A 26,599-nucleotide genomic window follows, 5' to 3' on the forward strand; every position below is an offset into this window, starting at 1 on the left:
CCCGGTCCTCATCTGCCGAACCGCGTGCCAAGCCAATGATCGAGGCTAAGGCGCCCGGCGCCCTTGAGTAGCAGTGGCAGCAACGCTATCAGGTAGATCAGCGGCAACTTGTAATTGCCGAAGCCCTGGTCGGTAATGGCATAGCCTTGGGCCAGCTCCGCCAGGCCCGACCAGTGCGCCGGCCAGTGCACTGCCGCTATCGCTACAACGGTCACCACCATCAAACCCAATGATGCCAGCCGGGTACCCAAGCCCAGCAACAGCAGCAACGGCAGTACCAACTCGGCCCACATCGACAGCTGCCAGTTCAGCTCTGCGGGCAGCAGGTTGAAGGGGAACGGGAAGCTGGACTGCAGGTCGGCGAACCAGTTGCTGCCGTTGAATTTCTCCAGGCCGGATTCGAAAAACTCCCAGGCCAGAAATACCCGTAATGGCAAGTCGGCGCTCCAGCTGCCGATGCGATCAACGGTGGTCAGGGTACGGGTCAAGGTCGTCATGTGCGGTGCTCTCTTCAGGCAAGGGCGCGGGTGCTGCGGCGTTGTTTACGGGCCACTTTGGCGGTGAGCTTGACGGCGATGGCGCTGAACATCAGGGCGAACGCCAGCGGGTACCAGCCCCCCATGGGGATGCGTTTGTAGAACGACAGGCAGAACACTCCAGCCAGTGCCCACATGCCGCTGCTGTGCAGCGCTTGCCAGGCACGACCGCCCAACAGCCGCATGGGGGCCTTGAACGAGGTGGCGGTGAGCAGCAGCAAGAACAGGTAGCCGACCGTACCGGGCAGGCTGGACGTGAGCGTGCGGCCTGCCCAGAACAGTTCGGGGAATTGCTGGGCGTAGCGATAAATCAGCACGCCATGCACGGTGTGGGAGAACGCGAATGCCAACCCCAGGTAGCGTCGCTCCTGAAGGATGCGGCGGCTTGAGGTGCCAGGCAGCAAGGTCACCAGCGACGAGGCCAGGAACGCCAGCAAGAACAGTGCGAACGAGCTGCGTGCGGTGGCACGAATGGCACTGCGTAAGCCGTCCGGGTCAGGTTGGCTGGCCAGGACCACGGCGCTCATCGCCAGGGTCAGGCCGGCAAGGGTGGCGAACAGCTTCCAGCCGGAGGGCAAGGTGAAGGCTTTCATGAGGGTCTCCCGGGGTGTGGTTGTGTGACCGGGAGTGTCTCGAGGCGGGGTATCTGCAGTGTGTCAGGGGGATGCAGTTGTGTATCTGTTTGTAGAGGCGACCTCGCTTTTTACAGGAGCGGCCCGATCGAGATCCAAGGCCGTTCCTGCCAACGATCGCAGATGCACTTCAGGTGAGTTCGATCTGCGCGCACAATCCGCCCTGTTCGCGGTTGCTCAATGTCAGCCGCCCCCCCATGGCCTGGATCAGCTGGTGGGCAATGGCCAGTCCCAGGCCGGTGCCACCCGTGCTGCGATTGCGTGAGCCTTCCACCCGGTAGAACGGCTTGAGCACTTCATCCAGCTCGTCACCGGGTATCCCTGGCCCGTTGTCGAGCACGCGGATGATGGTGGTACTGCCCTCGCGGGACACTTGCAGCTCGGCAGCACCTGCAAACTTCAGGGCGTTGTCGACCAGGTTCACCAGTACCCGACGCAGCGCATGCGGGCGGGTTTCCAGCAGGGTACCGCTGTTGCCGTGGCGTTCGACCTGGGCGCCGCTGTCCTGGTAGTCGAATACCAGGCTGTCGAGAAAGGCATCAAGGTTGACCCGGCATGTCGCTTCGGTGCTGCTGTCCATGCTGCGGGCATAAGCCACGCCTTCGCGCACCAAGTGTTCCATTTCATCCAGGTCGTTCCAGAACTTGTCCCTTTCGACCCCCTCATCCATCACTTCGACCCGCAACTTCATGCGAGTGATCGGTGTTTGCAGGTCGTGGGAAATGGCCGCCAGCAACTGCATGCGTTCCTTGAGGTGGGCAGCAATGCGTGCCTGCAGGGCGTTGAAGGCCACGGCAGCGTAGCGCACTTCGCGCGGGCCGCTTTCATCCAGTTGCACACCGGGCTGGTCCGGGTCGAGGTTGTCCACTGCCTGGGCCAGACGGGTTAGCGGGCCGATGGCCAGGCGTACGGCCAGCCAAGTGCACAGCAACAGCACAGCGAGCTGAATCAGCAGCACCACGGGCAACCAACGGGCTACCGGGACTGGTGTTGGCGTTACGTCGATGGTCAGGGGCGCGCCGTCGGCCAGGTTCAGGTGTGCCTGGAAATGCGCATTGGGCCCAGGGATTTCCAGAAAGGTCAGGCGGTAGTCGCTGCCAATGGCCTTGACGATCGACGCGGCGGCCATCGGTGGGTCACTGCTCGGCATCGCTTCGCCGGCCAGGCCTTGGTCGAGGCGATAGCGATAGGTGCGCCGTTCCAGGCGCGGCAGCCAGGCGGCACGCTCGGCTGCGGGCAGGCGGTCAAGGATGGCAACCGAGGTCGCCACGTCCTGCTCGAGGTTGCTGAGCATCATCGAGCGGCTGCTGATATAGCGCTCATAGGCCTGCAGGCCAAACGACAGACCATAGGCCAACACCAGGCCGGTGAAGAAGATCAGTGCCAGGCGCGAGGCCAGGGTGCGTGGCCATTTCATGAGGGGGACTCGAGCAGTTGCACCGGCAGCGAGAACACGTAGCCCTCGCTGCGCACGGTCTTGATGCAGCTAGGCTCGCGGGCATCGTCACCCAGGCGCTGGCGCAGGCGGCTGACCAGCAAGTCGATGGAGCGGTCGAAGATGTCGGCTTCGCGGCCCTGGGTCAGGTTAAGCAACTGTTCGCGGCTGAGCACCCGCTGCGGGTGGTCGAGGAACACCCGCAGCAGGCGGTATTCGGCGCCGCTCAGGGCCACCAGGGTGCCTTCGCTGTCGAGCAGGTGGCGCGCGGTGGTGTCCAGGCGCCATTGACCGAAACCCAGCAGGCGGCTGCTTTCACTGATGGTCAGGTTGGGTGGCAGCATGCGTGTGCGGCGCAGCACGGCGTTGATGCGGGCGAGCAGTTCGCGGGCCGAGAACGGTTTGGTCAGGTAATCGTCGGCGCCCATTTCCAGGCCGATGATGCGGTCGGTTTCGTCATTGCGGGCGGTCAGCATCAACACCGGCGTGTTGCGGTGCTTGCCGGCGCGCAGCTCGCGGCACAGCAGCAGACCGTCGTCGCCGGGCATCATGATGTCGAGCACGATCAGGTCGACGCTGTTGGCTTCGAGAAAGGCGCGCATCTGCCGGCCGTCGGCAACGATGCTGGTGCGCAGGCCGTTCTTCTTCAGGTAATTGCCGACCAGTTCGCGGATCTCGCGGTCGTCGTCGACGATCAGGATGTGATCGACGTGTTCCATGCGCTGGGTTCCTGTGCAAAGGGGGTTGGGCGCAGTGTACCGAGCGCGTTCGCCCTTGCCTGCGGGAGTTTGTATTGCAGTGTATCTGGCACGGGCAGGGATACAGCAGGAAGCACATCACAACGTTGGGCGACACATGCGCGATACCTGGCAGGCGTGAAATGGCTCTCGACCGGGGAGCAACACTCCCCAACCCCAAGAGTTACCAGGAGAGATGCCATGAACGTCAAGACTATCGCCAGCGCCAGCCTGTTCGCCGTGCTCAGCTTCGGCGCTATCGCTGCCCAGGCCGCCACTGCCCCGATGCAGGATGGCGGGGTCATGCAGTACCGCTACGGTGAGCCTCTGGATGTGAAGAAAGTGCTGTCGGTGCAGGATGATCAGAGCAACGCGTGTGGCCTGGTGAATACCCGAATGGACTACCTTGACTCCCATGGCCAGCGGCAGAGCGTGCAGTACCGCACCTACGCCACGGGCGGTTGCCATGACAACTGATCGCCGCCGGATGCTCAAGGCTGGCGGTTTTGCGCTGGCGCTGATGGGGCTTGGATTGGCTGGGCACCTGAAGGCCCGCGACAGCTACGGCGCCATGCCGTCGCTGTCCGGCGCCAGCCAGTGGTTGAATTCGGCGCCTCTGGATGCTCCGGGGCTCAAGGGCAAGGTGGTGCTGGTGGACTTCTGGACCTGGGACTGCATCAACTGCCGGCGCAGCCTGCCGCATGTGAATGAGTGGGCGCGGCGCTATGCCGATCAAGGGCTGGTGGTGGTAGGAGTGCACACACCCGAGTACGACTACGAGCATGATGTCGGCACTTTGCGGAGCAAGGTTGCCCGGTTGGGTATCGGGTATCCGGTGGCGGTAGATAACGACTACAAGGTGTGGAATGCCTGGGGCAACCAGTTCTGGCCGGCGCATTACTTTGTCGACCGCAAGGGGCAGGTGCGCCATGTGCACTTTGGCGAGGGGGATTATGGCGGGCAGGAACAGGTGATACAGGCTTTGCTGGATGAAAAAGAGTGAATCTCCTGTACCGGCCTCTTCGCGGGCATGCCCGCTCCCACAGGGAGCGTGCAATCAGTAACGTTTGCGCAGTACCTGTGGGAGCGGGCGTGCCCGCGAAGAAGCCAACACTTTTCTATCAGGTGAAACTGGCAAAGTGCGCCTGCATCCGCGCCGCATCCGCCTGCCGCCCGCTGAACAGCTCGAATGCCTTCACCGCCTGGAACACCGCCATGTTGCTGCCATCCAGCGTGCGGCAGCCCAGTGCCCGGGCTGCGCGCAGCAGTTCGGTCTCCAGCGGGAAGTAGATAATCTCGGCCACCCACAGGCGGGGATGCAGCAACTCCACCGGCAGTGGCGTGCCCGGTAGCTTGGCCATGCCCACTGGCGTGGTGTTGACCAGCCCGTCCGCCTCGGCCAGGGCTGTGGCCAAGTCGGTGCCAAGCACGGCGCGCCCTGCGCCGAAATGGCCGTTCAGGTTATCCACCAGCGCCTGCGCACGGGCTGCGTCCACTTCGAACAGCACCAGCCGCTCTACCCCTTCACCCAGCAGGGCGTGGGCCACGGCCGAGCCAGCGCCACCGGCACCCATCTGCACCACCTGGCGCCGTGCCACACCGGGCAGGCCACGGCGCAAGCCTTCGGCAAAGCCCAGGCAGTCTGTGTTGTGGCCGACGCGCTTGCCGTCCTTGAGCACCACGGTGTTTACTGCGCCGATACCACGGGCCTCGTCGGAGAGTTCGTCGAGCAACGGCAGGATAGCCTGCTTGAACGGGTAGGTAATGTTCAGCCCGGTGAAACCGGTATGTTGCGCGGCTTCGAGCAGGCCGGGCAGGGCGCTGTCGTCCAGTTGCAGCTGGTCGGCGTCGATCAGCCGGTACAGATAGCGCAGGGCCTGGGCGTCGCCTTCGTGTTCGTGCAGGGCCGGCGTACGTGACAGTTGGATGCCGCGGCCGATCAGGCCGGCGAGGATGGCTTGCTGGCTCATGCCGCACGCTCCTGCAACAACTCGGCGAAGTGGCTCAGCGCCATGCGGTAGCCGTGGCTGCCCAGGCCGCAGATGACACCGACGGCGATGGACGATACGAACGACAAGTGACGGAACGGCTCGCGTTTGTGCACGTTGGACAGGTGCACCTCGATCACCGGCAGTTCGCTGGCCACCAGGGCATCGCGGATGGCGACCGAGGTGTGCGTCCAGGCGCCGGGGTTGATCACGATGCCGGCGCAGCGGCCACGGGCGGCGTGGATCCAGTCGATCAGTTCGCCTTCGTGGTTGGTTTGGCGAAACTCGATTTCCAGGCCGTGGGCGTGGGCAGTGTCGGCACATCCCTGAGCCAGGTCAGCGAGGGTTTCGTGGCCGTACTGGGCAGGCTCGCGGGTGCCCAGCATGTTCAGGTTGGGGCCGTTGAGCACGAGAATAAGGGGCTTCATGACGGGCATCGCTTTGTTGTTGTTGAATGCACGTAGTTTTGTACTGACTGGTTAGTTCCGTCAATTGGACAAGATCGTCGCACCGGGAAAGTGGGCGATTATCGAACTTCTTGGGCGTTCACCGTCCTGTGCCCAGCAGCACAAGGCTGCGCCTGCAAAGGCCCGCAGTGCGTCATTACAAAATTGTAATCTTGCCGCCACCGCCCCGATAACCGGCCCTTTCTACAGTCCCTCGCCAATGCTTCGCCGAGAGGACCTGTGTCGTGCCCATCCCCCGCAAGATCGCCTTGCTCTGTCTGTTGCTGGCCAGTGCCACCGGCGCCCAGGCCAGCCAGGCGCTGAGCCTGCCCCAGGCGCTTACCGCCGCTTTCGCCCAGAACCCGGAGCTGGCTGCAGCCGGCCGTGAAATTGGCATTGCCGATGGCGAACGGCGCCAGGCCGGGTTGATCCCCAACCCGGAGCTGGCCTGGGAGGTCGAGGACACCCGTCGCGACACCAGCACCACCACCGTCACCCTCAGCCAGCCGCTGGAACTGGGCGGGAAACGCGGCGCGCGTCTCGCCGTGGCGGGGGCCGGCCAGGCCATTGCCCAGCTCGACCTGGAGCGCCAGCGCAACGCCCTGCGGGCCGATGTGGTGCAGGCTTTCCACGCTGGCGTGCGTGCGCAGACCGCGCTGGAGCTGGCGCAGCAGTCGCAGGTATTGACTGAACGCGGCCTGCGGGTGGTGCAAGGGCGGGTTACGGCAGGCCAGTCATCACCGGTGGAGGCCACCCGTGCCCAGGTGCAACTGGCCCAGGCCCAGACCGAAGTGCGCCGCGCGAAAACCCAGCGCAGCGTGGCCTACCAGGCCTTGGCCCGGCTGATGGGCAGCCCGCTGGCAAGCTTCGACCGGTTACAGGCGGCCAACCTTTCGCCAGGCATCGCGCCGGGTGCCGACACCTTGCTTGAACAGGTCGAACAGACCGTCGAATGGCGCCTGGCCGCTGCCCAGGTCGAGCGCGGCGATGCGTCCCTGGGTTCGGAGAAAGCCCAGCGTATCCCCAACCTCACCGTCAGCCTTGGCAGCCAGTACAGCCGCGAAGACCGGGAGCGGGTGAACGTGGTTGGCCTGTCCATGCCGTTGCCGCTGTTCGACCGCAACCGGGGCAATGTCCTGGCGGCTGCGCGCCGTGCCGACCAGGCGCGCGACCTGCGCAATGCCGTGGAGCTGCGTCTGCGCAGTGAAACCCGTAGCGCCATCAGCCAGTGGGAGACGGCGATGCAGGACGTTGAAGCCTATGACCGCACCATCCTGCCGGCTGCGCAGCAGGCCGTGGACACCGCCACCCGCGGTTTTGAAATGGGCAAGTTCGCGTTCCTCGATGTACTCGACGCCCAGCGCACGCTGATCGAGGCGCGCGGGCTGTACCTCCAGGCGCTGGCCTCGGCGACCGATGCCCGCGCACACGTGGAGCGGATCTACGGCGATCTCGATGGCCTGAGCAACAAACCCGATAGCAGGAGCAACCATGACTAACCCACGCAAGCTAGCCCTTCTGGCCACCGCCATTGCGGCGCTTGGCCTCGCTGGCCTGGCCTGGACCGGTACCCTCGGCCAGGCGTCCAAGGCTCAAGCCCCCCATGACGACCATGGTCAAGACAGCCACGGCCACGCTGCAGAGCAGGCCGCCGAAGGCCATGCAGAGGAGGGGCATGGCGAAGAAGAAGGCCAGTTGCACCTGTCTATCGCCCAGATCGAAACGGCTGGCGTGCAACTGGCTGCCGCTGGCCCCCGTGAGTTGGGCACCGCCATTAGCTTCCCGGGTGAGATCCGCTTTGACGAGGACCGCACCGCACATGTGGTACCCCGCGTGCCGGGTGTGGTCGAAGCGGTGCAAGCCGAGCTGGGCCAGGCGGTCAGGCGCGGCCAGGTACTGGCGGTGATTGCCAGCCAGCAGATCTCCGACCTGCGCAGCGAACAGCAGGCCGCCCAGCGTCGTCTGGAACTGGCGCGATTGACCTTTCAGCGGGAGCAACAGCTGTGGCAGGAGCGAATCAGCGCCGAGCAGGATTACCTGCAGGCGCGCCAGGCCCTGCAGGAGGCCGAGATCGCTCTGGCCAACGCTCGGCAGAAGGTCGCGGCGGTGGGCCCGGCCGGTGCCGGCAACCGCTATGAACTGCGCGCACCCTTCGATGCGGTCGTCGTGGAAAAGCACCTGACCGTGGGGGAGGTGGTCGACGCGACCAGCAACGCGTTCACCCTGTCCGACCTGAGCCGGGTGTGGGCGACCTTCGCCGTGGCCCCTCGTGACCTGGACAAGGTGGTAACCGGCCGCGATGTCACGGTCAGTGCGCCGGACCTGGGCGCCCAGGTCCAGGGCAAGGTCAATTACGTCGGCAGCCTGCTCGGCGAGCAGAACCGCGCCGCCACTGTGCGCGCCACACTGGCCAACCCCAATGGCGCCTGGCGCCCCGGGCTGTTCGTCAATGTGGCGGTCAGCGTCGACCGCTTCGATGCCGCCGTGGCGGTGCCGGAAAGCGCCCTGCAAACCTGGGAGGCGCAGACCGTGGTGTTCGCCCGCACTGCGGAAGGCTTCGAGGCGCGCCCGGTGAAGACTGGCCGTCGCGATGCTGGCCAGGTGGAAATCACCAGCGGCCTGGCCGCCGGTACTCAGGTTGCGGCCGCCGGCAGCTTTGTCCTCAAGTCGGAACTGGGCAAGGGCTCGGCCGAGCACAGCCACTGATCACGGGGACACCTGCATGTTCGAACGCCTGATTCAATTTGCCATCGAGCAGCGCCTGGTGGTGATGCTGGCCGTGGTCCTGATGGCCGCGGTGGGTATCCACAGCTACCAGAAACTGCCGATCGATGCTGTGCCGGACATCACTAACGTCCAGGTGCAGATCAACACCGCCGCCCCCGGCTATTCGCCGCTGGAGACCGAGCAGCGCATCACCTTTGCCATCGAAACCGCCATGGCCGGCCTGCCAGGGCTCAAGCAGACCCGCTCGCTGTCGCGCTCTGGCCTGTCGCAAGTCACGGTCATTTTCGATGATGACACCGATATCTTCTTCGCCCGCCAACTGGTCAACGAGCGCCTGCAGGTGGCCCGCGAGCAATTGCCTGAGGGCATCGAGGCGAGCATGGGGCCGATCTCCACCGGGTTGGGGGAAATTTTCCTGTGGACGGTGGAAGCCCAGGAGGGGGCGCTCAAGGAAGACGGCACACCGTACACCCCAACCGACCTGCGAGTGATTCAGGACTGGATCATCAAGCCGCAGCTTCGCAATGTGCCGGGTGTGGCCGAGGTCAACAGCATCGGTGGCCATGCCAAACAATACCTGATTGCACCAGAGCCCAAGCGCCTGGCGGCCTACAAGCTCACCCTCAACGACCTGATTGCAGCGCTGGAACGCAATAACGCCAACATTGGCGCTGGCTATATCGAGCGCAATGGCGAGCAGTTGCTGATTCGCGCACCCGGCCAGGTGGCCTCGGCCGAAGACATCGCCAACATCGTTATTTCCAGCGTCGACGGCACGCCGATCCGCGTCAGCCATGTCGCCCAGGTTGGCCTTGGCGAAGAGCTGCGCTCGGGGGCTGCCACCGAAAACGGTCGGGAAGTTGTGTTGGGCACGGTGTTCATGCTGATTGGCGAGAACAGCCGTACGGTGTCGCAGGCGGTCGCTGCAAAACTGGTCGAGATCAATCGCAACCTGCCCAAGGGCGTGGTTGCAGTCACGGTGTACGACCGCACCCACCTGGTGGAGAAAGCCATCGCCACGGTGAAGAAGAACCTGATCGAAGGTGCAATCCTGGTGATTGCCGTGCTGTTCCTGTTCCTCGGCAACATCCGTGCTGCGCTGATCACGGCCATGGTTATCCCGCTGTCGATGCTATTCACCTTTACCGGCATGTTCAGCAACAAAGTCAGTGCCAACCTGATGAGCCTGGGCGCGCTGGACTTCGGCATCATCGTCGACGGCGCCGTGGTGATCGTGGAAAACGCCATCCGTCGCCTGGCCCATGCCCAGCAGCGCCACGGTCGCATGCTGACCCGCACCGAACGGTTCCATGAGGTGTTTGCCGCCGCCCGCGAAGCACGCCGGCCGCTGATCTATGGGCAGTTGATCATCATGGTGGTGTACCTGCCGATCTTTGCCTTGACCGGGGTCGAGGGCAAGATGTTCCACCCCATGGCCTTCACCGTGGTCATGGCCCTGTTGGGTGCGATGATCCTCTCGGTCACGTTCGTACCGGCGGCCATTGCCCTGTTCGTCACCGGCAAGGTCAAGGAGGAGGAAGGCCTGGTGATGCGTACGGCACGTCAGCGCTATGCCCCAGTGCTGGCCTGGGTGCTGGGCCGGCGCAAACTGGCGTTTGCTGCTGCCGCTGCCCTGGTGCTGCTGTCCGGCGTGATGGCCAGCCGCATGGGCAGCGAGTTCATCCCCAGCCTCAGCGAGGGCGACTTCGCCCTGCAGGCCCTGCGTGTGCCGGGCACCAGCCTGTCGCAGTCGGTGGACATGCAGCAGCGCCTGGAGCAGGCGATCATGGCCCAGGTGCCCGAGGTGGAGCGGGTGTTTGCCCGCACCGGTACTGCCGAGATTGCCTCCGACCCGATGCCGCCGAACATTTCCGATGCCTACGTGATGCTGCGCCCACGCGAACAATGGGTTGACCCTGGCAAGCCACGGGATGAACTGATCGCCCAGGTGCAACGCGCTGCTGCCAGTGTGCCGGGCAGCAACTACGAGCTGTCGCAGCCCATTCAGTTGCGCTTCAACGAGCTGATTTCCGGGGTGCGCAGTGATGTGGCGGTGAAGCTGTTCGGTGACGATATGGAGGTGCTCAACCGCACTGCCGCGCAGATCGCCACCAGTCTGCAAGGGGTGCCAGGCGCGTCCGAGGTGAAAGTGGAGCAGACCACGGGCCTGCCGGTACTGACCATCGACATCGACCGTGACAAGGCCGCCCGTCATGGCCTGAATGTGGGTGATGTGCAGGATGCCATCGCCATTGCCGTGGGTGGCCGCACCGCCGGTACGCTGTATGAGGGCGACCGCCGTTTCGACATGGTCGTGCGCCTGTCGGAGACCTTGCGTACCGATGTCGACGGGTTGGCCAGCCTGCTGATTCCCGTACCGGCCAGTGCTGCTGAGGGGGCCGGGCAAATCGGTTTCATCCCGCTGTCGCAGGTAGCCACGTTGAACCTGCAACTGGGCCCGAATCAGGTGAGCCGCGAGGATGGCAAGCGCGTGGTGGTGGTCAGTGCCAATGTGCGTGGACGTGACCTGGGCTCGTTTGTGCAAGAGGCCGAGCAGACCCTGATCGGCCAGGTGCAGGTGCCACCGGGGTACTGGACGCGTTGGGGAGGCCAGTTCGAGCAGTTGCAGTCGGCGGCCGAGCGCTTGCAGGTGGTGGTGCCGGTGGCCTTGCTGCTGGTCATGGCGCTGTTGCTGATGATGTTCAACAACCTCAGGGATGGCCTGCTGGTGTTCACCGGCATCCCCTTTGCCCTGACCGGCGGGGTGCTGGCGCTGTGGGCGCGTGATATTCCGCTGTCCATCTCTGCCGGGGTCGGGTTCATTGCACTGTCGGGAGTGGCAGTGCTGAACGGGCTGGTGATGATTGCCTTTATCCGCGGGCTGCGCGAGGAAGGGCGCACGCTGCGGGCGGCGGTCGAGGAGGGTGCGCTGACCCGATTGCGGCCGGTACTGATGACGGCGCTGGTGGCCTCGCTGGGGTTCATTCCGATGGCCTTGGCCACCGGGACCGGTGCGGAGGTGCAACGGCCACTGGCAACGGTGGTGATTGGCGGGATCTTGTCCTCTACAGCGCTGACGTTGCTGGTGTTGCCGGCGTTGTATCAGTGGGCGTATCGGCGGGAAGAGCAGCAGGAAGGCTGAGCAGTTGGGGCTGCAAGGCAGCCCCGGAAATTTCAGACGGTGTTTCGGGTTCCGGCCCGCACACCGTCCATGCTCATGTCCTCATGCAAAGAAATCCGCGAAGTTTCCGGCAACGCCAAGCCGCCTACCAACGCCACCAGCGCAATCACCACCAGGTAGAACGCCGGTGCCAGGCTGCTGCCGGTTTGGCCGATGAGCCAGGTTGCTACCAGCGGCGCAGTACCGCCAAATAGCGTGTAGGCCACGTTGTAGGTAATCGCCGAAGCGGTGTAGCGGGTACGGGTAGGGAAGCTTTCAGACAGCAATGCCGCGGTAACCACACCACTGCACAGTGCCCCCACCGCTAGCAGGATCACCCCCAGCAACGCACCCGACATCGAGCCAGAGCTGGCCAGCCAGTACGCCGGGAACACGCTAAGCATCATCCACAGGCAGGTAAAACCGATGGTCTTGCGCCGCCCCACCCGGTCCGAAAATGCACCGGCCAGCGGGCAGCCGACGGCGGCGAACAGCAGGGCCACGGTGGTCACCAGCAGTGACTGCGCACGGGTCAGGTTGCCGACCAGTTGCAGGTAGGTGGCGAAGTAGGTGGTGAACATGTAGAACGACAACGCGGTCAGCGAAATGAACGCCCCCAGGTTGCGAATGACCCGGCCATGGTGGCGCAGGGTTTCCTTCAGCGGTGAGTGCTCGTGCTCCTTGCCCTGGGCGACGGCTTCGCGGAACGCCGGGGTTTCCTCCATGCGCCAGCGCAGGTACAGGCCGACCAGGCCCAGCGGTGCGGCAATCAGGAACGGAATGCGCCAGCCCCAGGCATTCATCGCCTCGGTCGACAGGCTGGCCTCCAGGCCATAAGCGATCACCGCTGCGCAGGCAAAGGCGGAAAAGGTCGACACAGGTACGAAGCTGCCATAAAAGGCGCGCTTGTCGTCAGGCGCGTGCTCCATCAGGTAGGCGCAGGCCCCGGCATATTCGCCACCGGCAGAAAACCCCTGCAGGCAGCGGGCCAGGGTCAGCAGCGCCGGGGCTGCCAGGCCGATGCTGGCGTAGGTCGGCAGCAGGCCGATCAACGTGGTGGAGCCGGCCATCAGCAGGATGGTCAGCGACAGGATGCGCTTGCGACCCAGTCGGTCGCCCAAGGCACCGAAGACGATGCCGCCCAAGGGGCGCAGGGCGAAGGCCACGGCGAACACCGCGAAGGTTTTGAGCAAGGCCACGCTGGCGTCTTCGCTGGCAAAGAACTGGCTGGCGATCAGCGTGGCGAGAAAGCCGTACACGGCGAAGTCGAACCATTCGACGAAGTTGCCGATGGCCGAAGCGGCTATCACCCTGCGCAGGGTGGCGGGGGATACCTCATGATGTGCGGACATGCGGGAGCTCTCCGGTTTCCTTTGGCAGCCATGATGAAAGTGGCGCGGTAGGGCCGCGCCATCGTTATTGTGCTTGCCAGTAGATAGCCGGGCGCTGCAAGGCGCTTTGTCGAGGGCGACCTCGGTATACCTGATTCAACCGATGCAGCAGGTTACAGCCGGAGTGGCTCAAAAGGCCTGTCAGGCCGCACGCTCAAGCACATCCAGCAAATCGACAAATTCCAGGGCCAGTTTATGCCGTGGCGCCAAATGCACCAATGGCACCGAGGCATGGTGCGATTCACGCATCTTGATCGAACTGCTCAGGTACACCGGCAGCACCGGCAGGCCTTCGCTGCGCAGTTGATCGACCAGGGTCTGGTGCAGTGCGGTGCGGCCGGCGAACTGATTGACCACCACACCTTCCACCTGCAGCGCGGGGTTGTGGTCCTGGCGCAGTTCTTCGACTTCGGCCATGACACAGTGCAGGGCCTGGCGCGAGAAACTGTCGCAGTCGAACGGAATCAACAGACGCTCGGCCGCCACCAGCGCGCTGAAGGTGTAGAAGTTCAGTGCGGGCGGGGTGTCGATGTAGATCCGCTCGTAGTCCTCGCCCAGCGCCACCAGCAACTTGCGCAGCTTGTTGATCTTGAACTTGCTCTCCAGCTTGCTTTGCAGGTCGCTGAGGTCAGGGCTGGCGGTGACCAGGTGCAGGTTGCTGTAGCGGGTTTCGGTGATTGCCACGCGGTGCTTCTTGCCGGCGGCAGTAACCGGCGACAAGGTCTGGCGGAAGAAGTCGGCGATGCCGGCAGGAATGGTGTCGTTGGCCAGCCCGGTCAGGTAGAAGGTGGCATTGGCCTGTGGGTCGAGGTCGACCAGCAAGGTCCGGTAGCCCTCGGCGGCACTGGCTGCGGCGAGGTTGCAGGCAATGCTGGATTTGCCGACGCCACCTTTCTGATTGAAAACCACACGACGCATGAGACGCTCATCCATGAAGTGAAAATGTCAGGTCGAGGTCAATCCTATGACTGAAACGCTGCAGTTTTATGACAGGAATTGTTACAAGCCACCGATTCATCGTTGCCTGTATCGGCATTTTCACGGGCAAGCCCGCCGCCATGGTTACAACACAAGGCGTTCAGGCAAAAGCGACCCGGTTGCGCCCCTCTTGCTTGGCCTGGTAAAGCGCCCGGTCAGCCTCGCCCAATGCGTTCATGGGCTCGCCGTGCGTCTCGCCATCCCAGTGCGTCACCCCCAGCGAAATTGTCACTGCCCCCACCGGTTCCACCGGCATATCCTGTACGGTCACACGCAACCGTTCAGCCACCGCGGCCGCCACGTTCAGGGGGGCCCCAGGCAGCAATATCAGGAACTCCTCGCCGCCGGTCCGACACAACAGGTCGCCCTCGCGGCAACAACGGCGCATGAGCTCCGCCAGGTGGCGCAGCACCTGGTCGCCCACTTCGTGTCCATGGCTGTCATTTACCCGTTTGAAATGGTCGATATCCAGCGCAATGACTGCAAACTCCCGGTTTTCAGCTTCCAGTAACGACAGGCTGAATTCCAGGCTGCGGCGGTTGCCCAGGCCGGTCAGCGGGTCGGTCTGGGCGTCCCGATTGAGCCGGCCGATGCGCTCTTGCAGCAAGTTCAGGCCGAACAGTAACGCGCGTTTGAGCTCTGCCGCCTCAAAGTACCAGGCCCGCACATGATGCAAATGTTCGGCGGTACCGGCGCGGTCCATCGTGCGGGCACTTGCGGCCAGTTTCCACAGCGGCCGGGCGATGGTGCGGGCCAGCCACCACAGCAGCAGGCTGCCAACCAGCGCCAAGGGCGCCGAACTGGCGACCACGTTCAGCACCAGATGGTTCAGCGGCGTCACCGTCTGCGCCAATGGCTGCTGCGCTACAACGCCCCAGCCGGCGCTGGGCACAGTGGCGAAGCCGGCGAGCATTTCCACGCCCAGGCTATTGGTCAGCTGCCGGGTACCGCTGTCCAGTCTCCCCAGCTGGTCGACCAGCGCATTGCCCTCCACCACCGTGCCTACCCGTTCGCTATTGGGGTGGTACAGCAGGCGTCGTTTGCGGTCGACCACATACAGGTACGAACCGTTCTTGTAGAAATGCTCACCCAGCAGGCTGTTGAGGATGTTGTGTTCACGCAGGTACAGGCTGCCACCCACATACCCCAGGTAGCGGCCGTTGTCGTCGAAAATGGGTTGCGACAGCACCACCATCAGGTTGTCGGCCGCCGACAGATAGGGTGTGGAAACCAGTGGACGGCGTTCGTGCAGGGCTTCCTGAGCACCGGGCGACTGCACGTGGGTGCCGAGCAGGTGGCGTAGCGGGGCGGGGGATACCGCCAGCAGTACACCGTTGGCATCGATCACGAAGGTGGAGTTGAAGGCCATGCTCTGGCCCAGTACGCGGTCGGTTTCCACCTGCAGCGCTGCGGTGTCGCTCAACTGCCGGCTTTGTACGCCGGCGCTGAACATCAGTTGCTGCAAGGCGTTGCCAATGAAGGTGTCGGTAATGCTGGCCAGCTTTCTCGCATACACCCGATTGGCTTCCAGGGCATTGTCGATCAGTAGCTGGCGCTGCACCCGATAGCTGGCGAAATAGCTGGCGCACAGCATGACCACTGCGGTCAGGGCGCAGAGCACCAGAATGAGTGTACGTAGATCCAGGCGCAATCCGTGCTTGGTATGTGGCAATCCTGACCTCTGTGATCGTAAAGGGCTGCTGAACGGAAGTTACCTTGGCGGGCAGCGCTCAAGAGCCTGCCTTGTCCAGCGCATCAAGCTCATCTTCCACCTGTTGCATGCGCTGCTCGACCAAGGCCTGCACGTTCACATCGCGGGCGGTTTCGCGCATCAGGGCGGTGAGTTTTTCGCTCAAGCGTTTGCCGGCTTCGGTGTCTTCCAGGGCGCGAGCTTTGGCGGGGTCCTGGGTGGCGGCGACGATGGTTGCGAACTCGGCGTCGCTGAAGTTCTTTTCGCTGTACAGGCGGAACAGGTCCCGGCGTTGGTCCTCGACGGTGAGGTGCTTGCGCAGTACGTCCTGGATGGTCGCTTGCGACAACTGCGGGTGAGTGCGGCCCAGCAGCGCGGACATGCGCTCGATGTTGTGCGTGTAGGCGTCCTGCAGCGGCAGCTGGGCGAGGATCTGTTCTTCACGGGAGGGCTTCTGGTCGCAGGCGGTGAGTGCAGCAGCCAGCAACAGGGGTAACAGCAACTTCGGGAGGCGAGGCATGGTATGGCCTGGTCGGGCAGTGAAGGCTGCCGATTATACCGATGTCCGCCTTGCCGCGACGAGCCCTGTGATTTGCCTTGAGCGGCACGCTGCGGTAGAACCGTACGCTCCCAACCACACTGGCAACCGCCCAATGCCGAACTGGACCTTGCAACCCGTGGCGCGTGACGCCATTGCCGAAGTGCTGGCGTTTGTCGACAGTGCCCGCCGCGCGCTTTTTCCGATGCTCGCCAATGCACCCTTGCCGCGTGACCTGGCGCAGTTCGCTGACACTTACCTGGACGGCGCGGGCTGTTTTCTGGAAGCCCGTGAGGGTGGGCGGCTGGTCGCGGTGATAGGTTACTTGCCCTATGACCATCGCTTTGCCCAGCTTGATTACCGCGCTGAGCGGGTAGTCGAGGTGGTGCGGCTGTTCGTGTTGCCGGCCTACCGCAGGCATGGGCTGGCGGCTGCCTTGTTTGGCGCCTTGCGCGAACGGGCGATGCAAGCCGGCTTCGACTGCCTTTACTTGCATACTCATCCGTTTCTGCCGGGTGCCATCGCGTTCTGGGAGCGGCAAGGGTTTACGTTGGTGGATGTGGAGCAAGACCCGGTGTGGCAGACCACGCACATGCAGTTGCGATTACGCTGACCGCTGGGAACGTGCCTGTTGGCGATGAAGATCACGCCGCGCGTCACTGGATCGAACACGTTGCGGTTGAGAAGCTTCCAGTTGCCATCCTCGGTAAAGCCATTGCTTTGCAAGTGGGCGACGCCGGCCAGGGCGTGAGCGACCCGAATAGCTGGCTCATTGCCCAGCTTCGAGCTTTTGCAACTGTGCGGCAAAGCGGGCTTTGGCCCGCGCCGGCAAGCTGGTCGGCAATTCGGCGGCAGGCGCGTCACCGACCTGGATCACCATGACCATGCCCATGGCCACGTGCGGAATGCATTGGATACCGTACACGCCCGGCACGCTGAAGGTGTGCTCGAACGGCTGGTTCAGCCTGCTCTTGAACGGCTCGGCCCCGGTGGGTAGCAGGCCCGCCACGCTGGCGGCATTATGCCCGTTCTGGGTCGGCAGGAAGCGAACGCTGTCGCCGGGTGCAATGCGCAAGTGGTCGGGCTCGTAGACCATGGCACCGTCGCTGCCACGGTTGAGCATTTTCACTTCATGCACTTCGGCCAGTGCGGTCGGGGCATGCAGGGTGCTGGCGAGCAGCAGGGCGACAGGGCGCAACAGCATGGGCAGGGCTACCTGGTTCAGGGGGCGCGAAAGCGCAGGATGCGCGCGCCGTCGAAAGGGTCGGTGAGGTAGTGGGCGTGGACGCCGAAGGTGCTCAGCAGGCGCTTGGCGGTAAGCACTTCGAAGGGTTTGCCAAGGGCGACCAGGCGGCCCTTGTCGATGACCGCGACACGGTCGCAGGTCAGTGCCTGGTTGAGGTCATGCAGCGCTACCAAGGTGGTAACCGGCAGCGCCTGCACTTGTTGCAGCAGGCTCAGCTGATGCTGGATGTCCAGGTGGTTGGTCGGCTCGTCCAGCAGCAGCACCTGCGGCCGTTGGGCCAGCGCGCGGGCGATGTGTACACGCTGGCGCTCGCCACCGGACAGCGACCCCCACAGGCGCGTGCGCAGGTGCAGGGCGTCGAGGTCGGCCAGGGCTTGCTCGACGATGGCGCAGTCTTGCCGGGAGAACGGTGCCAGGGCCGAGAGCCACGGCGTGCGGCCCAAGGCAACCGCGTCGAACACACTGATCGCATCGAGGGTGTCGGCCTGTTGCTCGACCAGCGCCAGCGCTTGGGCAACACGGCGGCGGGGCATCTGTGCCAGTGGCTCACCCATGAGCTGCACGCTGCCGCAGGCCGGTTTGCGCAGCCCTGCCAGCAACTTCAGTAGCGAGGATTTGCCCGAGCCGTTAGGGCCGACGATGCCCAGGGTTTCACCGGCGACAACGCTGAGGTCGATATCGCTGAGCACGGTATTGCCGGCCAGTTGCAGCCCCAGCCCATGGCAGGCCAGCGGGGGGATGCGAACAGTTGTCATGGCTGTCATGGTCGCCCCCGACGGCTGACCAGAATCAGCGCGAATACCGGGGCACCGATCAGCGCCGTAACCACGCCCACCGGGATCACCTGGCCGGTGATCAGTGTGCGCGAAAGAATATCTGCCGCAATCAGGAACAGTGCACCGCCCAGTGCGCTGGCGGGCAACAGACGGCTGTGCCCGGGGCCGAGCAGAAGGCGCAGGGCATGGGGTATAACCAGCCCGACAAAACCGATGGCGCCGACAATGGACACCATCACAGCCGTCACCAGCGCTGCACAACTGATCAGCAGCAACTGGGTGCGCCGCACCGGGATGCCCAGCGAGGCGGCCGAATCGGCGCCGAAGGTGAAGGCATCCAGCGCACGGCGATGCCACAGGCACACCAGCAAGCCGAAAATCGCCACCGGCACAGCCAGCCACACCGAAGGCCAGCGCACGCCGCTCAGGTTGCCCAGCAGCCAGAACAGGATACCGCGCGCCTGCTCGGCGGTGGCCGACTTGGTGATCAGGAAGGCGGTCAGTGCATTGAACAGTTGCGAGCCGGCGATACCGGCAAGGATCACTTGGGCATTGTTGCTGCTGGGGCCGGCCGCGCGGGCCAGCACCAGTACCAAGGCGAATGCGGCCACGGCACCGATGAAAGCCCCTGCGGACATGCTTAATGCCAGGCTACCCAGGCCCAGCAGGCCGACGAGTACCGCGCCGGTCGAGGCACCGGCAGACAGCCCCAGCAAGTAGGGCTCGGCCAGTGGGTTGCGCAACATCGCCTGCAGGATGACACCGCAGGTGGCCAGCCCGGCGCCACAAGCGGCTGCGACCAGGGTGCGGGTCAGGCGGTAGTTCCAGACGATGCCGGCGTCGATCGGGTCCACCGGGTAGGCAGCTTGCCACAGGTGGTTGGCCAGCACCTGGCCGACCACGCTGGGCGACAGGTTGGTTTCGCCGATGGCGGTGCCGGCCAGCAGGGCGGCCAACAGGGCGCCCAAGGCAACCGCGATGCAGGGTAACAGGCGGATCATCACGGGGCTGCTTTACCGCTGGCGAAGGCCGTGGAGAGCGTCTGCACGCCCCGGAACAGGCGGATGCCGGCCTGCATGGCGTCGGCGTCGAGGATAATGATGCGGTCGTGCTTTACCGCGTCCATGTTGCGGGTTACTGGATCACTGCGCAGGAATTCGAGCTTTTTCTGGTAGTCGTCGGCGGGGAAACGGCGGCGGTCCATGCGTGCGATGATCAGCCAGGTCGGATTGGCCTTGGCCAGGGTTTCCCAGCCAACGCTTGGCCATTCTTCGCTGGACTCGACCACGTTGCGCACACCGAGGGTGCGCAACATGAAGTCGGCGACACCCTGGCGGCCGGCCACATAGGGGTCGATGTCCAGGTCGGCGCTGGAGAACCAGAACAGCGCCGAAGTTGCCGACAGGTCCTTGCCGGCCAGTTGTGCCCTGGCGCTGTCGAGGCGCCCTTGCAACTCGGCGTTCAGTGCTGCGCCGCGGTCCTGAACGTCGAAGATCTCGGCCAGTTGGCTGACGCTCTTGTAGATGCTGTCTACCTGGAACGCTTGCAGGCGGGTGCCGTCTGCACCGACTAGGTTGTCCTTGCCCTCGCAGTCCGATGGCAGCACGTAGGTGGGGATCTTCAGTTCATCGAACTGCTCGCGGGTGGCGACCACGCCCTGGGCACCGACCATCCATTCGAACTGCACCGCGACCAGCTGCGGGCGCTTGCCGACCACCGCCTCGAAGCTGGGGTCGTTGTCGGCCAGGCGCGGCACCTTGGCGTTCACCGCCTGGTATTCCGGCAATACGTTGTTGAACCACAGCGACGTGCCCGCCAGCTTGTCACCCAGCCCCAAGGCATAGAGCAGCTCGGTTCCGGCCTGGCCGATGGTGACGGCGCGCTGCGGTGCCTGGGCAAAAGTCTGCGGCTTGCCGCAGTTGTCGACCGTCAGCGGGTAGTGGGTGGCAGCGGCCTGGGCCAGGCCGGTGAGGCCTAGGCCCGCGAGCAGGGTGGCGAAACGGGGCAGCATGCTGGGCGATCTCCTATCGGACAGTTCTGGTGAGGAACGCACGGACAGGCATCGCCAAGCCCCAGCGGGTGGCTGGGGCAACACGGATGGCCAATCCCGGACACCCCGCCGGTTGGTGAATGAAGGCCGGCAGGTCTCCTGACTGGTGCGTCACGGCCCGGCTCCCGCCTTCCCGGGCGGTAGGCCCAGTGGCATCGATGGAGCAGGCTCGGCACCTACAGTTGCGGGGGCAGTTCCGATTGGCCTGTATTGGCAGGCCTGGGATTCCCTGTTAGTTCCATGGTGGAAACCGGCGGCCCGCATGGTAGACCATCGCGTCGCCAGGTGAAAACGCTTTTCAGAAGTACTTCAGCCAACGGATGTCGCGGCGACGCTGCTTCAGACGGGCGAACCCGCGCACTGGCAGGTACAGCGAAACCGCCAGCAGCACCGCGCCCAGCCACACCGCTGCAATACCGTCGAAACCGAAGTAGTCGCCATGGTTGAGCCCGAACAGCGCCACACAGGCCAGGTACAGCAGCTTCAGCACATACAGGTGCAGCAGATAGAAGAACATCGGTGCCGCACCGAACACTGCCAGTGCAGTGATCCAGCGCGCCTGGCCGGCCCGTTCGAACGTGCGCAACAACAACAGGCCGCAGCCCAGGGTCAGGGTCAGGAACAGAAGCGACGGTGGGTATTTGGTGATGTTGAAGAAGCTCATCAGGGTTTGCGTGAAGGTTGGGTAACCGCTCCACGGTGCCTCACCGTAACCGTTGAACATGCGCAGCAGGATAAAGCCAAGCAGCGCGAGCAAACCGGCCACCAGCAGGTGTTGCTGGCGTTGTCCGGCATCGCTGCCGCGACCGAACCAGGGCCCCAGGCCGTAGCCCAGGGCGATGACGCCGATCCACGGCAGCACCGGGTACGACGTGCGCAGGTGCAGGTTCTCGGAAAACGCCAGCCAGCCACGATCATGCAGGATTGCCCACGGCACATGCAGGGCTGACTCTACGCCGAAGTGCACGCCGTCGAGCAGGTTGTGGCCGGCGACGATGATGGCGCCCAGGGCGAGCAGGGCGGCGCGTGGCAGCCACACCAGCAGCGACAGGGCGATCATGCTGACGCCGATGGCCCAGATCACTTGCAGGTAGATCACGCTGGGGGGCAACTGGAAGGTCCAGGCGAAGTTGACCAGGGTGAACTCCAGCAACACCAGGAACAGCCCGCGTTTGAACAGGAAAGCCGAGACGTCGCCACGGCCCTGATGCTTCTCGCCATACAGCCAGGCCGATAGGCCGGTCAGCAGGACGAACACAGGCGCACACAGGTGGGCGAGGGTGCGGCTGAAGAACAGCACCGGTTCCGTGGTGTCGATGGCCATGGGGTCGCTGACCTGGCGGTGCAGGAGGAAAGTCTCGCGGACATGGTCCAGGAGCATGAACAGGATCACCAGGCCACGCAGGGCGTCGATGCTCTGCAGCCGCTGGGTGATCAGAGTGGGCGTGGCGATTGCGCTTGTCATGGGTGAACGCTAATAGTAATGAATGTCATATAAAACGTTATCTTATAACTAGCCGGTGACGGGTTGGTAGCGGTTTTTGTGCTATCCGTGCCGTGAAGAGGTATTCAGGTCAGAAGCTGTAATCCACCGTCGCGAAGTACGACCGCGGCATCCCCATCAACCACTGCTGCCCGCTGAACGCCGACTGCACATACTCGCGATCGAACAGGTTGTTCAACTGCAACCCCAACTTCACATCCGGCAACACCTGCCAGGCGATGTTGGCATCGACCACGGTGTAGCCGGGGGCGCTTTGGGTATTGGCGGTATCGGCATAACGCTCATCCACATAACGCGCCCCCAAGCCGGCCTCTACCTGCTGGCCGAAGCCTTTGCTCAACCAAAGGTTGGCGGTACGGCGTGGCACGTTGGCTGGCCGGTTGCCTGCGCGGTCCTGTGGCAGGCCGCCGACCATTTCGTCGAAGTCGTCGTACTTGGCGCGTACCAGCGATGCATTGGCCGACACCTGCCACTGATGGGCCAGGGCCAGCTCCAGCGTCGCTTCCAGGCCATCGGAGGTCTGCTGCCCGGCTTGTTGCTTCTCGTGCGTGATCGGGTCGTCGACCAGCAGTTTTTTCTTGACGATGTGGTAGGCGGCAAGCGTCCATTCGCCACGCCCCTCCCAAAAGCGCTGCTTGATGCCGGCCTCGGTCTGCTTCGCCTCGGTCAGGTCATAGTGCATCTGTGCGGGGCTGAGGCTGATGAGGTTGTTGACCCCGTCCTCGCTGGTTGAGTACTGGCCGTACAACGACAGGTCGTCGTTGAGTGCAAACACCAGCCCGACACGCCAGTTGCCACCTTGCAGGCTACGATCGCTGCGGCTGTCGTTGGTCAAGTTATTGCGGTCGATGTGGTTCTGGTCGCGACGCACGCCGGTAACCAACGACAGGCGATCGCTCAATTGCAGGCGGTTTTCGGCAAACAGGGCAAAGGTATGGGTGGTCGAGAGCGTTTGCGGCCGCAACGGCGAGGCGCTATGGAACCCGCCGGGCTGTGGCTGCCACGGGTCGACGTAGTCGCCGCCGACATCGTTGTAGGGTGAATTGCTGTCGACGTTGAAGCGCACCTTGTTGTACTCGGCACCGAGCACGGTCTTGCTGGCCAGGCCGAACAGGGTGTGGTCGAAGGTGAAGGTCTGGCGGTCACCGAACTGTTCCTGGTTGTGCTTGATCTCCAGGTAGCTGCCGCGCAGCAGCTGCTGACGCCCGCTGTCCCAGCTGTAGTCCTCGGCGTTGCGCCAGTGACGGCGGCTTTTGATGTAGTACAGCTGGTTGCTGGCGCTGATCTGGTCGTTCAGCGCCCAGTCGGTTGTCAGCCGGGTCCATTCATCAACGTACTGCTGCACGTCGTTCTGTACGTTGTAGTTCTTTTTGCGCAGGCTGCTGCGGTAGTGGCCGTCGATCAGCGGGGTGCCGTAGTAGTTGGCAGGTTGTGCATCGCCGCGATCATGGGCCAGCGTGAAGCTGAGGTCGTCACTGGCATCGAAACGCAGTGCGGCACTCAGGGCCAGGCTACGTGAAGCGGTGCGGTCGACCCAGCCATTGCCGGCCTGCTGGTTCAGCGTCAGGCGGTAGCTCAGGCGCTCGCTGAGGCTACCGCCGCTGTCCAGGCCGAGCTGCTGGCGGTCCCACGAGCCGTAACCCAGGCGCAGGTGGTTGCGCACTTCGCCGGCAAAAGGTTTTTTCGGGATCACGTTGATCACCGCGCCGGTGGCGCCTTCGCCATGCAGTACCGAGGCGGGACCGCGAATCACCTCGATGCGTTCGACCATCCACGGGTCGACCGGGAAGGTCTGGGTGCCGGCACCGGTGTACAGGCGCGCGCCGTCGAACAGGGTCATCACCGAGCTGTGGCCGGCAAAGCCGCGGGCAGACAGGCCTGTACCGCCGTCCCCCGGTGAGCCGACGAAGGTAATGCCCGGCGAGCGGGTCACTGCATCCTGCACCGTGAGGTTGTTGCGCTGCTGAATCTGCCGTTCGCTGATACTGCTGGTGCTGGCCGGTGTTTCCAGGGCGCTGAGGCCAAGGCGCGAGCCGGCCTGGGTCGGCGTGGCCAGGTCGATGGCGCGGCTGTCGAGGGTGTCGGTGATGGCCGTGGAAGGCAGGGCCAGAGGCTGCGGCTCGCGCTCATCAGCCAACGCCGGCAGGGCGACGGCCAGGCAGGCCGCCAAGGGGTGAAGCTTGAACATACGGGACATGTCGTTCCACTGCTGCAGGAATGAATGGATCCCGGTGGAAAACACGCAAAGGCGAACCATGCAGGCAGGCGCGCGCACGGATTCCGGCCTGCGCCCGCCCACCGCGGGTTGCCAAATGAAGCTCCAGGCCGGTCTCCGGGCTTGCGAGGGGCATGAAACCTTCACCTTCCCATGCTTGAGCACAGTGGTATCTCGAAGGATTCGCTCGCTTACCGTTGCGGGGGCAGCACCGGACTTGTCGTGGGCAACACGACGCACCGGTTTCCCGTTTCACCCTGCGCGCGGCGGCGCAGGGCACCTGAAACTGGCGCGCATCTGACCACTGAAATGCTGGGGCGTCAAATGTTGGTGTGCTGTGAATGCTGAGAAAAAACAACAAGTTGTGCGTTTTTGCGGCGCCGAGACCAAATGTGGCTTGAACACCAGGCCCCAGCTTGACGAGCTTGGTGTGAAGGCAGGCTTGCCTGAAATCGCTAGCGTCCGCGGCGGCGCGATACCCGTGCCTCGATGTTCTTGCGCCCGATCAGCAGGGGGGGCTTTTCCACCACCGGCTCATCCGCCAGCCACTTGTACATCACCAGGCAGTCCACCAACCCCAGGCGGGCATGACGATAGGCCTTGGGCAAACGGCCGACTGTTTCAAAGCCCAGTTTGTGCCATAGCGCCACGGCCACTGCGTTGCTGGCTACCACCGAGTTGAACTGCAAAGCCAGAAAGCCTTCCTGGCGCGCCAGCTTTTGCGAGTGCTCGCACATCAAGCGCGCCACGCCCCGGCCGCGCGCCTGTTCGCAGACCATGTAGCCGCAATTGCCCACATGCGCACCAGGCCCGGCAGCATTGGGCTTGAGGTAATACGAACCCAGTAGCTCGCCATCTTCTTCAGCCAGCAGCGTGTGCAAGGGCAGCTCCAGCCACAGCTGGCGGGCCTGTTCGAAGCTCAGGGCCGGGTCGAAAGCGTAGGTTTCACGGGCTTGGACAATGGCCTGGAAGGTGGGCCAGAAACGATCGAAATCGTCCGGCGTCATGGGGCGAATGTGGATCATGCGGGTTCCTGCGCGGGGTGAGCCGCTCAGTCTGGGTGGCGCGGCGTCGTCGCGCAAGGGCGACGACGCCGTTTGTGCTCAACCGTTGGCCTTGCCCACCGCATCCATTGCACGGGCCGAGTACACCAGCGCGGCACCGGCGTTCATGGCCACGGCCACGCCGAGGGCCTCGGCAATTTCCTCGCGGCTGGCACCCGCTTTGACGGCCTGCTGCGAATGCACGGCGATACAGCCGTCGCAGCGGGTGGTCACAGCCACAGCCAAGGAGATCAGCTCGCGGGTCTTGGCATCCAGGTGGTTGGTCTTGGCGCCTGCACCGCTGGCGGTCATGTAGCCGGCTACGGTGTCGGGTGAGAGTTGCTTGAGATCGCCGATGCCGGCCATCAACTGCTTACGGTAGGCGTCCCAGTCCATCATGCTCATCGTCTTCACCTTGGGGTGGTTGCGAGTGGAGCTTTCAGGCTAGTCGAAGCGTGGCACGTGCGAGGCGGTACTTTGGTGGGTAAACGCAGGCCAGTCGTACAGTGGCCTGCGTTGAGCCTTCAGATGTAGATGAACACCAGCACCAACGCCGCGACCACTGCCCATTTTTCCAGGTAGTAGCGCATGCGGTTGCGCTTTTTCAGCGCCTTGCCACGCTCGCGGATCTTGTAGATGCGGGTGAACAGGCGGTTGATACCGCCGGTTTTGTCGCTGGCATCGTTGGGCGCAGCGGCAGCGGCCATCACGTTGCGGCTGAACCAGCGGTTGAACGCGGTTGCCCAGCGGTATTTGAGCGGGCGTTCGACGTCGCAGAACAGGATGATGCGGTTGTGCTCGGTGGTGTTGGCCGCATAGTGGATGTAGGTTTCGTCGAAGATCACCGCCTCACCATCGCGCCACGCGTACTTCTCGCCGTCCACATCGATGTAGCAGCCATCGTCATTCGGGGTGTCCAGGCCCAGGTGGTAGCGGTACGAGCCGGCATACGGGTCACGGTGGCGCACCAGCTTGGCACCCGGTGGCAGGGTGGCGAACATGGCGGCCTTGACCGTGCCGATGCCTTGCAGCAGCTCGGTCGTGCGTGGGCAAAGGGCCATCGCGGACGGGTGGCTTTCGCCATACCACTTCAGGTAAAAGCGCTTCCAGCCAGTCTTGAAGAACGAGTTGAAACCGACGTCATCGTAATTCTCGGACTTCTTGATTTCGCCTACGTGCAGCAACTGGCGGCCTTCCTCACGGATCTCCTGCCAGTGGTCCTGCAGCGGTTTCAGTTCTGGAAAGGCCTCGACCGGCAGGTAAGGCTTGGCCGGGTGTTTGGAGAACAGGTACAGGAAACTGTTGATCGGGGCCAGGAAGCTGGAGTGGTCGCCCAGTTGGCGAGTCAGCTTGTGGCGAACCCGACCGCGCAGGTGAACATAGGCGATCGAGAGGACGAAGATAAGTACGAGAGCAATTTTCATGGACGTTTACTGGTCGAAGAATGGCCATGCGCCAGGGCATGAGCCCGCCAGCATAAACAATCATGGGGGTAGTTTGTACTGAT

General features: G+C 63.9%; 25 protein-coding genes and 2 riboswitches. Of the genes, 6 read left to right on the forward strand and 19 right to left on the reverse strand.

The genetic code is table 11. From position 1 onward, the window contains the following. Nucleotides 1-8 precede the first annotated feature (8 nt). From ACYCCG_RS23710 to ACYCCG_RS23725, 4 genes are all read right to left on the reverse strand, one after another. Entirely contained in the window at nucleotides 9-497 is a 489-nt protein-coding gene (locus tag ACYCCG_RS23710; RefSeq protein ID WP_021782826.1) for an HvfX family Cu-binding RiPP maturation protein, read from the reverse strand. A 14-nt stretch (nucleotides 498-511) separates the two neighbouring features. Beyond that, the gene (locus tag ACYCCG_RS23715) at nucleotides 512-1,129 is read right to left on the reverse strand and encodes a ferric reductase-like transmembrane domain-containing protein (RefSeq protein WP_209964959.1); all 618 of its coding nucleotides are present in this window, start codon (nucleotides 1,127-1,129) and stop codon (nucleotides 512-514) included. Between the two features lie 169 nt (nucleotides 1,130-1,298). Continuing rightward, nucleotides 1,299-2,585, reverse strand: a complete 1,287-nt coding sequence (locus ACYCCG_RS23720) for an ATP-binding protein (RefSeq protein WP_209964961.1) — start codon at nucleotides 2,583-2,585, stop codon at nucleotides 1,299-1,301. Further along, nucleotides 2,582-3,322, reverse strand: a complete 741-nt coding sequence (locus ACYCCG_RS23725; RefSeq protein WP_003250463.1) for a response regulator — start codon at nucleotides 3,320-3,322, stop codon at nucleotides 2,582-2,584. The genes ACYCCG_RS23720 and ACYCCG_RS23725 overlap by 4 nt, the downstream gene beginning before the upstream one ends. A 219-nt stretch (nucleotides 3,323-3,541) precedes the next feature. On the opposite strand from ACYCCG_RS23725, the gene ACYCCG_RS23730 reads away from it, so the two are divergent. Together ACYCCG_RS23730 and ACYCCG_RS23735 are read left to right on the forward strand one after the other, a co-directional pair. After that, entirely contained in the window at nucleotides 3,542-3,817 is a 276-nt protein-coding gene (locus ACYCCG_RS23730; protein ID WP_004573749.1) for a DUF2790 domain-containing protein, read from the forward strand. A 10-nt stretch (nucleotides 3,818-3,827) separates the two neighbouring features. Continuing rightward, complete coding sequence (locus ACYCCG_RS23735) at nucleotides 3,828-4,343, forward strand: thioredoxin family protein (protein WP_021782822.1); 516 nt, start codon at nucleotides 3,828-3,830, stop codon at nucleotides 4,341-4,343. Nucleotides 4,344-4,461: 118 nt separating this feature from the next. On the opposite strand, the gene ACYCCG_RS23740 is transcribed toward ACYCCG_RS23735, so the two are convergent. Both ACYCCG_RS23740 and aroQ read right to left on the reverse strand, forming a co-directional pair. After that, nucleotides 4,462-5,310 (reverse strand): shikimate dehydrogenase, encoded by an 849-nt coding sequence (locus ACYCCG_RS23740; RefSeq protein WP_209964964.1) that lies wholly within the window; start codon nucleotides 5,308-5,310, stop codon nucleotides 4,462-4,464. After that, nucleotides 5,307-5,756 (reverse strand): type II 3-dehydroquinate dehydratase, encoded by a 450-nt coding sequence (gene aroQ, locus ACYCCG_RS23745; protein ID WP_003250469.1) that lies wholly within the window; start codon nucleotides 5,754-5,756, stop codon nucleotides 5,307-5,309. The genes ACYCCG_RS23740 and aroQ overlap by 4 nt, the downstream gene beginning before the upstream one ends. 263 nt (nucleotides 5,757-6,019) lie before the next feature. On the opposite strand from aroQ, the gene ACYCCG_RS23750 reads away from it, so the two are divergent. From ACYCCG_RS23750 to ACYCCG_RS23760, 3 genes are read left to right on the forward strand one after another with little or no spacing between them, the layout of a single operon-like run. Continuing rightward, complete coding sequence (locus ACYCCG_RS23750; protein ID WP_339444199.1) at nucleotides 6,020-7,273, forward strand: TolC family protein; 1,254 nt, start codon at nucleotides 6,020-6,022, stop codon at nucleotides 7,271-7,273. Next, nucleotides 7,266-8,480: an efflux RND transporter periplasmic adaptor subunit gene (locus ACYCCG_RS23755; RefSeq protein WP_339444198.1), complete on the forward strand. Its 1,215-nt coding sequence runs from the start codon at nucleotides 7,266-7,268 to the stop codon at nucleotides 8,478-8,480. Before ACYCCG_RS23750 ends, ACYCCG_RS23755 begins: the two co-directional genes overlap by 8 nt. Nucleotides 8,481-8,496: 16 nt before the next feature. Next, complete coding sequence (locus tag ACYCCG_RS23760; RefSeq protein WP_459671981.1) at nucleotides 8,497-11,643, forward strand: efflux RND transporter permease subunit; 3,147 nt, start codon at nucleotides 8,497-8,499, stop codon at nucleotides 11,641-11,643. Between the two features lie 32 nt (nucleotides 11,644-11,675). Here ACYCCG_RS23760 and ACYCCG_RS23765 read toward each other — a convergent pair whose 3' ends face one another. The 4 genes from ACYCCG_RS23765 to ACYCCG_RS23780 form a co-directional block, all read right to left on the reverse strand. Further along, a complete protein-coding gene (locus ACYCCG_RS23765; RefSeq protein WP_021782816.1) occupies nucleotides 11,676-13,013 on the reverse strand; it encodes an MFS transporter in 1,338 nt (445 codons plus the stop codon). Nucleotides 13,014-13,193: 180 nt separating this feature from the next. Next, nucleotides 13,194-13,970 (reverse strand): ParA family protein, encoded by a 777-nt coding sequence (locus ACYCCG_RS23770; protein ID WP_209964969.1) that lies wholly within the window; start codon nucleotides 13,968-13,970, stop codon nucleotides 13,194-13,196. Between the two features lie 160 nt (nucleotides 13,971-14,130). Then, nucleotides 14,131-15,702, reverse strand: a complete 1,572-nt coding sequence (locus ACYCCG_RS23775; RefSeq protein WP_339444193.1) for a sensor domain-containing diguanylate cyclase — start codon at nucleotides 15,700-15,702, stop codon at nucleotides 14,131-14,133. A gap of 58 nt (nucleotides 15,703-15,760) precedes the next feature. Beyond that, complete coding sequence (locus ACYCCG_RS23780) at nucleotides 15,761-16,240, reverse strand: hypothetical protein (RefSeq protein ID WP_209964971.1); 480 nt, start codon at nucleotides 16,238-16,240, stop codon at nucleotides 15,761-15,763. 133 nt (nucleotides 16,241-16,373) lie between these two features. Here ACYCCG_RS23780 and ACYCCG_RS23785 point away from each other — a divergent pair, with 133 nt between their 5' ends. Continuing rightward, nucleotides 16,374-16,871: a GNAT family N-acetyltransferase gene (locus ACYCCG_RS23785; protein WP_176683872.1), complete on the forward strand. Its 498-nt coding sequence runs from the start codon at nucleotides 16,374-16,376 to the stop codon at nucleotides 16,869-16,871. 156 nt (nucleotides 16,872-17,027) lie between these two features. Here ACYCCG_RS23785 and ACYCCG_RS23790 read toward each other — a convergent pair whose 3' ends face one another. The 9 genes from ACYCCG_RS23790 to lpxO all read right to left on the reverse strand — a co-directional run bounded on the left by ACYCCG_RS23790 (nucleotide 17,028) and on the right by lpxO (nucleotide 26,516). Beyond that, nucleotides 17,028-17,462, reverse strand: coding sequence for a pseudoazurin (locus ACYCCG_RS23790; RefSeq protein ID WP_209964973.1), 435 nt, complete (start codon nucleotides 17,460-17,462; stop codon nucleotides 17,028-17,030). A 17-nt stretch (nucleotides 17,463-17,479) separates the two neighbouring features. Next, the gene (locus ACYCCG_RS23795; protein ID WP_209964976.1) at nucleotides 17,480-18,268 is read right to left on the reverse strand and encodes an ABC transporter ATP-binding protein; all 789 of its coding nucleotides are present in this window, start codon (nucleotides 18,266-18,268) and stop codon (nucleotides 17,480-17,482) included. Continuing rightward, complete coding sequence (locus ACYCCG_RS23800; RefSeq protein ID WP_209964977.1) at nucleotides 18,265-19,281, reverse strand: FecCD family ABC transporter permease; 1,017 nt, start codon at nucleotides 19,279-19,281, stop codon at nucleotides 18,265-18,267. The genes ACYCCG_RS23795 and ACYCCG_RS23800 overlap by 4 nt, the downstream gene beginning before the upstream one ends. Next, entirely contained in the window at nucleotides 19,281-20,291 is a 1,011-nt protein-coding gene (locus ACYCCG_RS23805) for an ABC transporter substrate-binding protein (protein ID WP_176683869.1), read from the reverse strand. The genes ACYCCG_RS23800 and ACYCCG_RS23805 overlap by 1 nt, the downstream gene beginning before the upstream one ends. Nucleotides 20,292-20,402: 111 nt before the next feature. Beyond that, nucleotides 20,403-20,600: riboswitch (cobalamin riboswitch) on the reverse strand. A gap of 28 nt (nucleotides 20,601-20,628) precedes the next feature. After that, entirely contained in the window at nucleotides 20,629-21,795 is a 1,167-nt protein-coding gene (locus tag ACYCCG_RS23810) for a DUF1624 domain-containing protein (protein ID WP_176683868.1), read from the reverse strand. A 109-nt stretch (nucleotides 21,796-21,904) separates the two neighbouring features. After that, nucleotides 21,905-24,031 (reverse strand): TonB-dependent receptor, encoded by a 2,127-nt coding sequence (locus tag ACYCCG_RS23815; RefSeq protein ID WP_459671983.1) that lies wholly within the window; start codon nucleotides 24,029-24,031, stop codon nucleotides 21,905-21,907. Between the two features lie 109 nt (nucleotides 24,032-24,140). After that, a riboswitch (cobalamin riboswitch) is annotated at nucleotides 24,141-24,348 on the reverse strand. Between the two features lie 156 nt (nucleotides 24,349-24,504). Then, nucleotides 24,505-25,074 carry a GNAT family N-acetyltransferase gene (locus ACYCCG_RS23820; protein WP_209964981.1) on the reverse strand — a complete coding sequence of 190 codons (570 nt, stop codon included), beginning with the start codon at nucleotides 25,072-25,074 and terminating at the stop codon, nucleotides 24,505-24,507. A 78-nt stretch (nucleotides 25,075-25,152) separates the two neighbouring features. Then, the gene (locus ACYCCG_RS23825; protein WP_014591592.1) at nucleotides 25,153-25,497 is read right to left on the reverse strand and encodes a carboxymuconolactone decarboxylase family protein; all 345 of its coding nucleotides are present in this window, start codon (nucleotides 25,495-25,497) and stop codon (nucleotides 25,153-25,155) included. Nucleotides 25,498-25,616: 119 nt separating this feature from the next. Then, nucleotides 25,617-26,516 (reverse strand): lipid A hydroxylase LpxO, encoded by a 900-nt coding sequence (gene lpxO, locus ACYCCG_RS23830; protein WP_209964983.1) that lies wholly within the window; start codon nucleotides 26,514-26,516, stop codon nucleotides 25,617-25,619. Nucleotides 26,517-26,599: the final 83 nt, after the last annotated feature.

The organism is Pseudomonas sp. VEM90 (assembly GCF_054611535.1).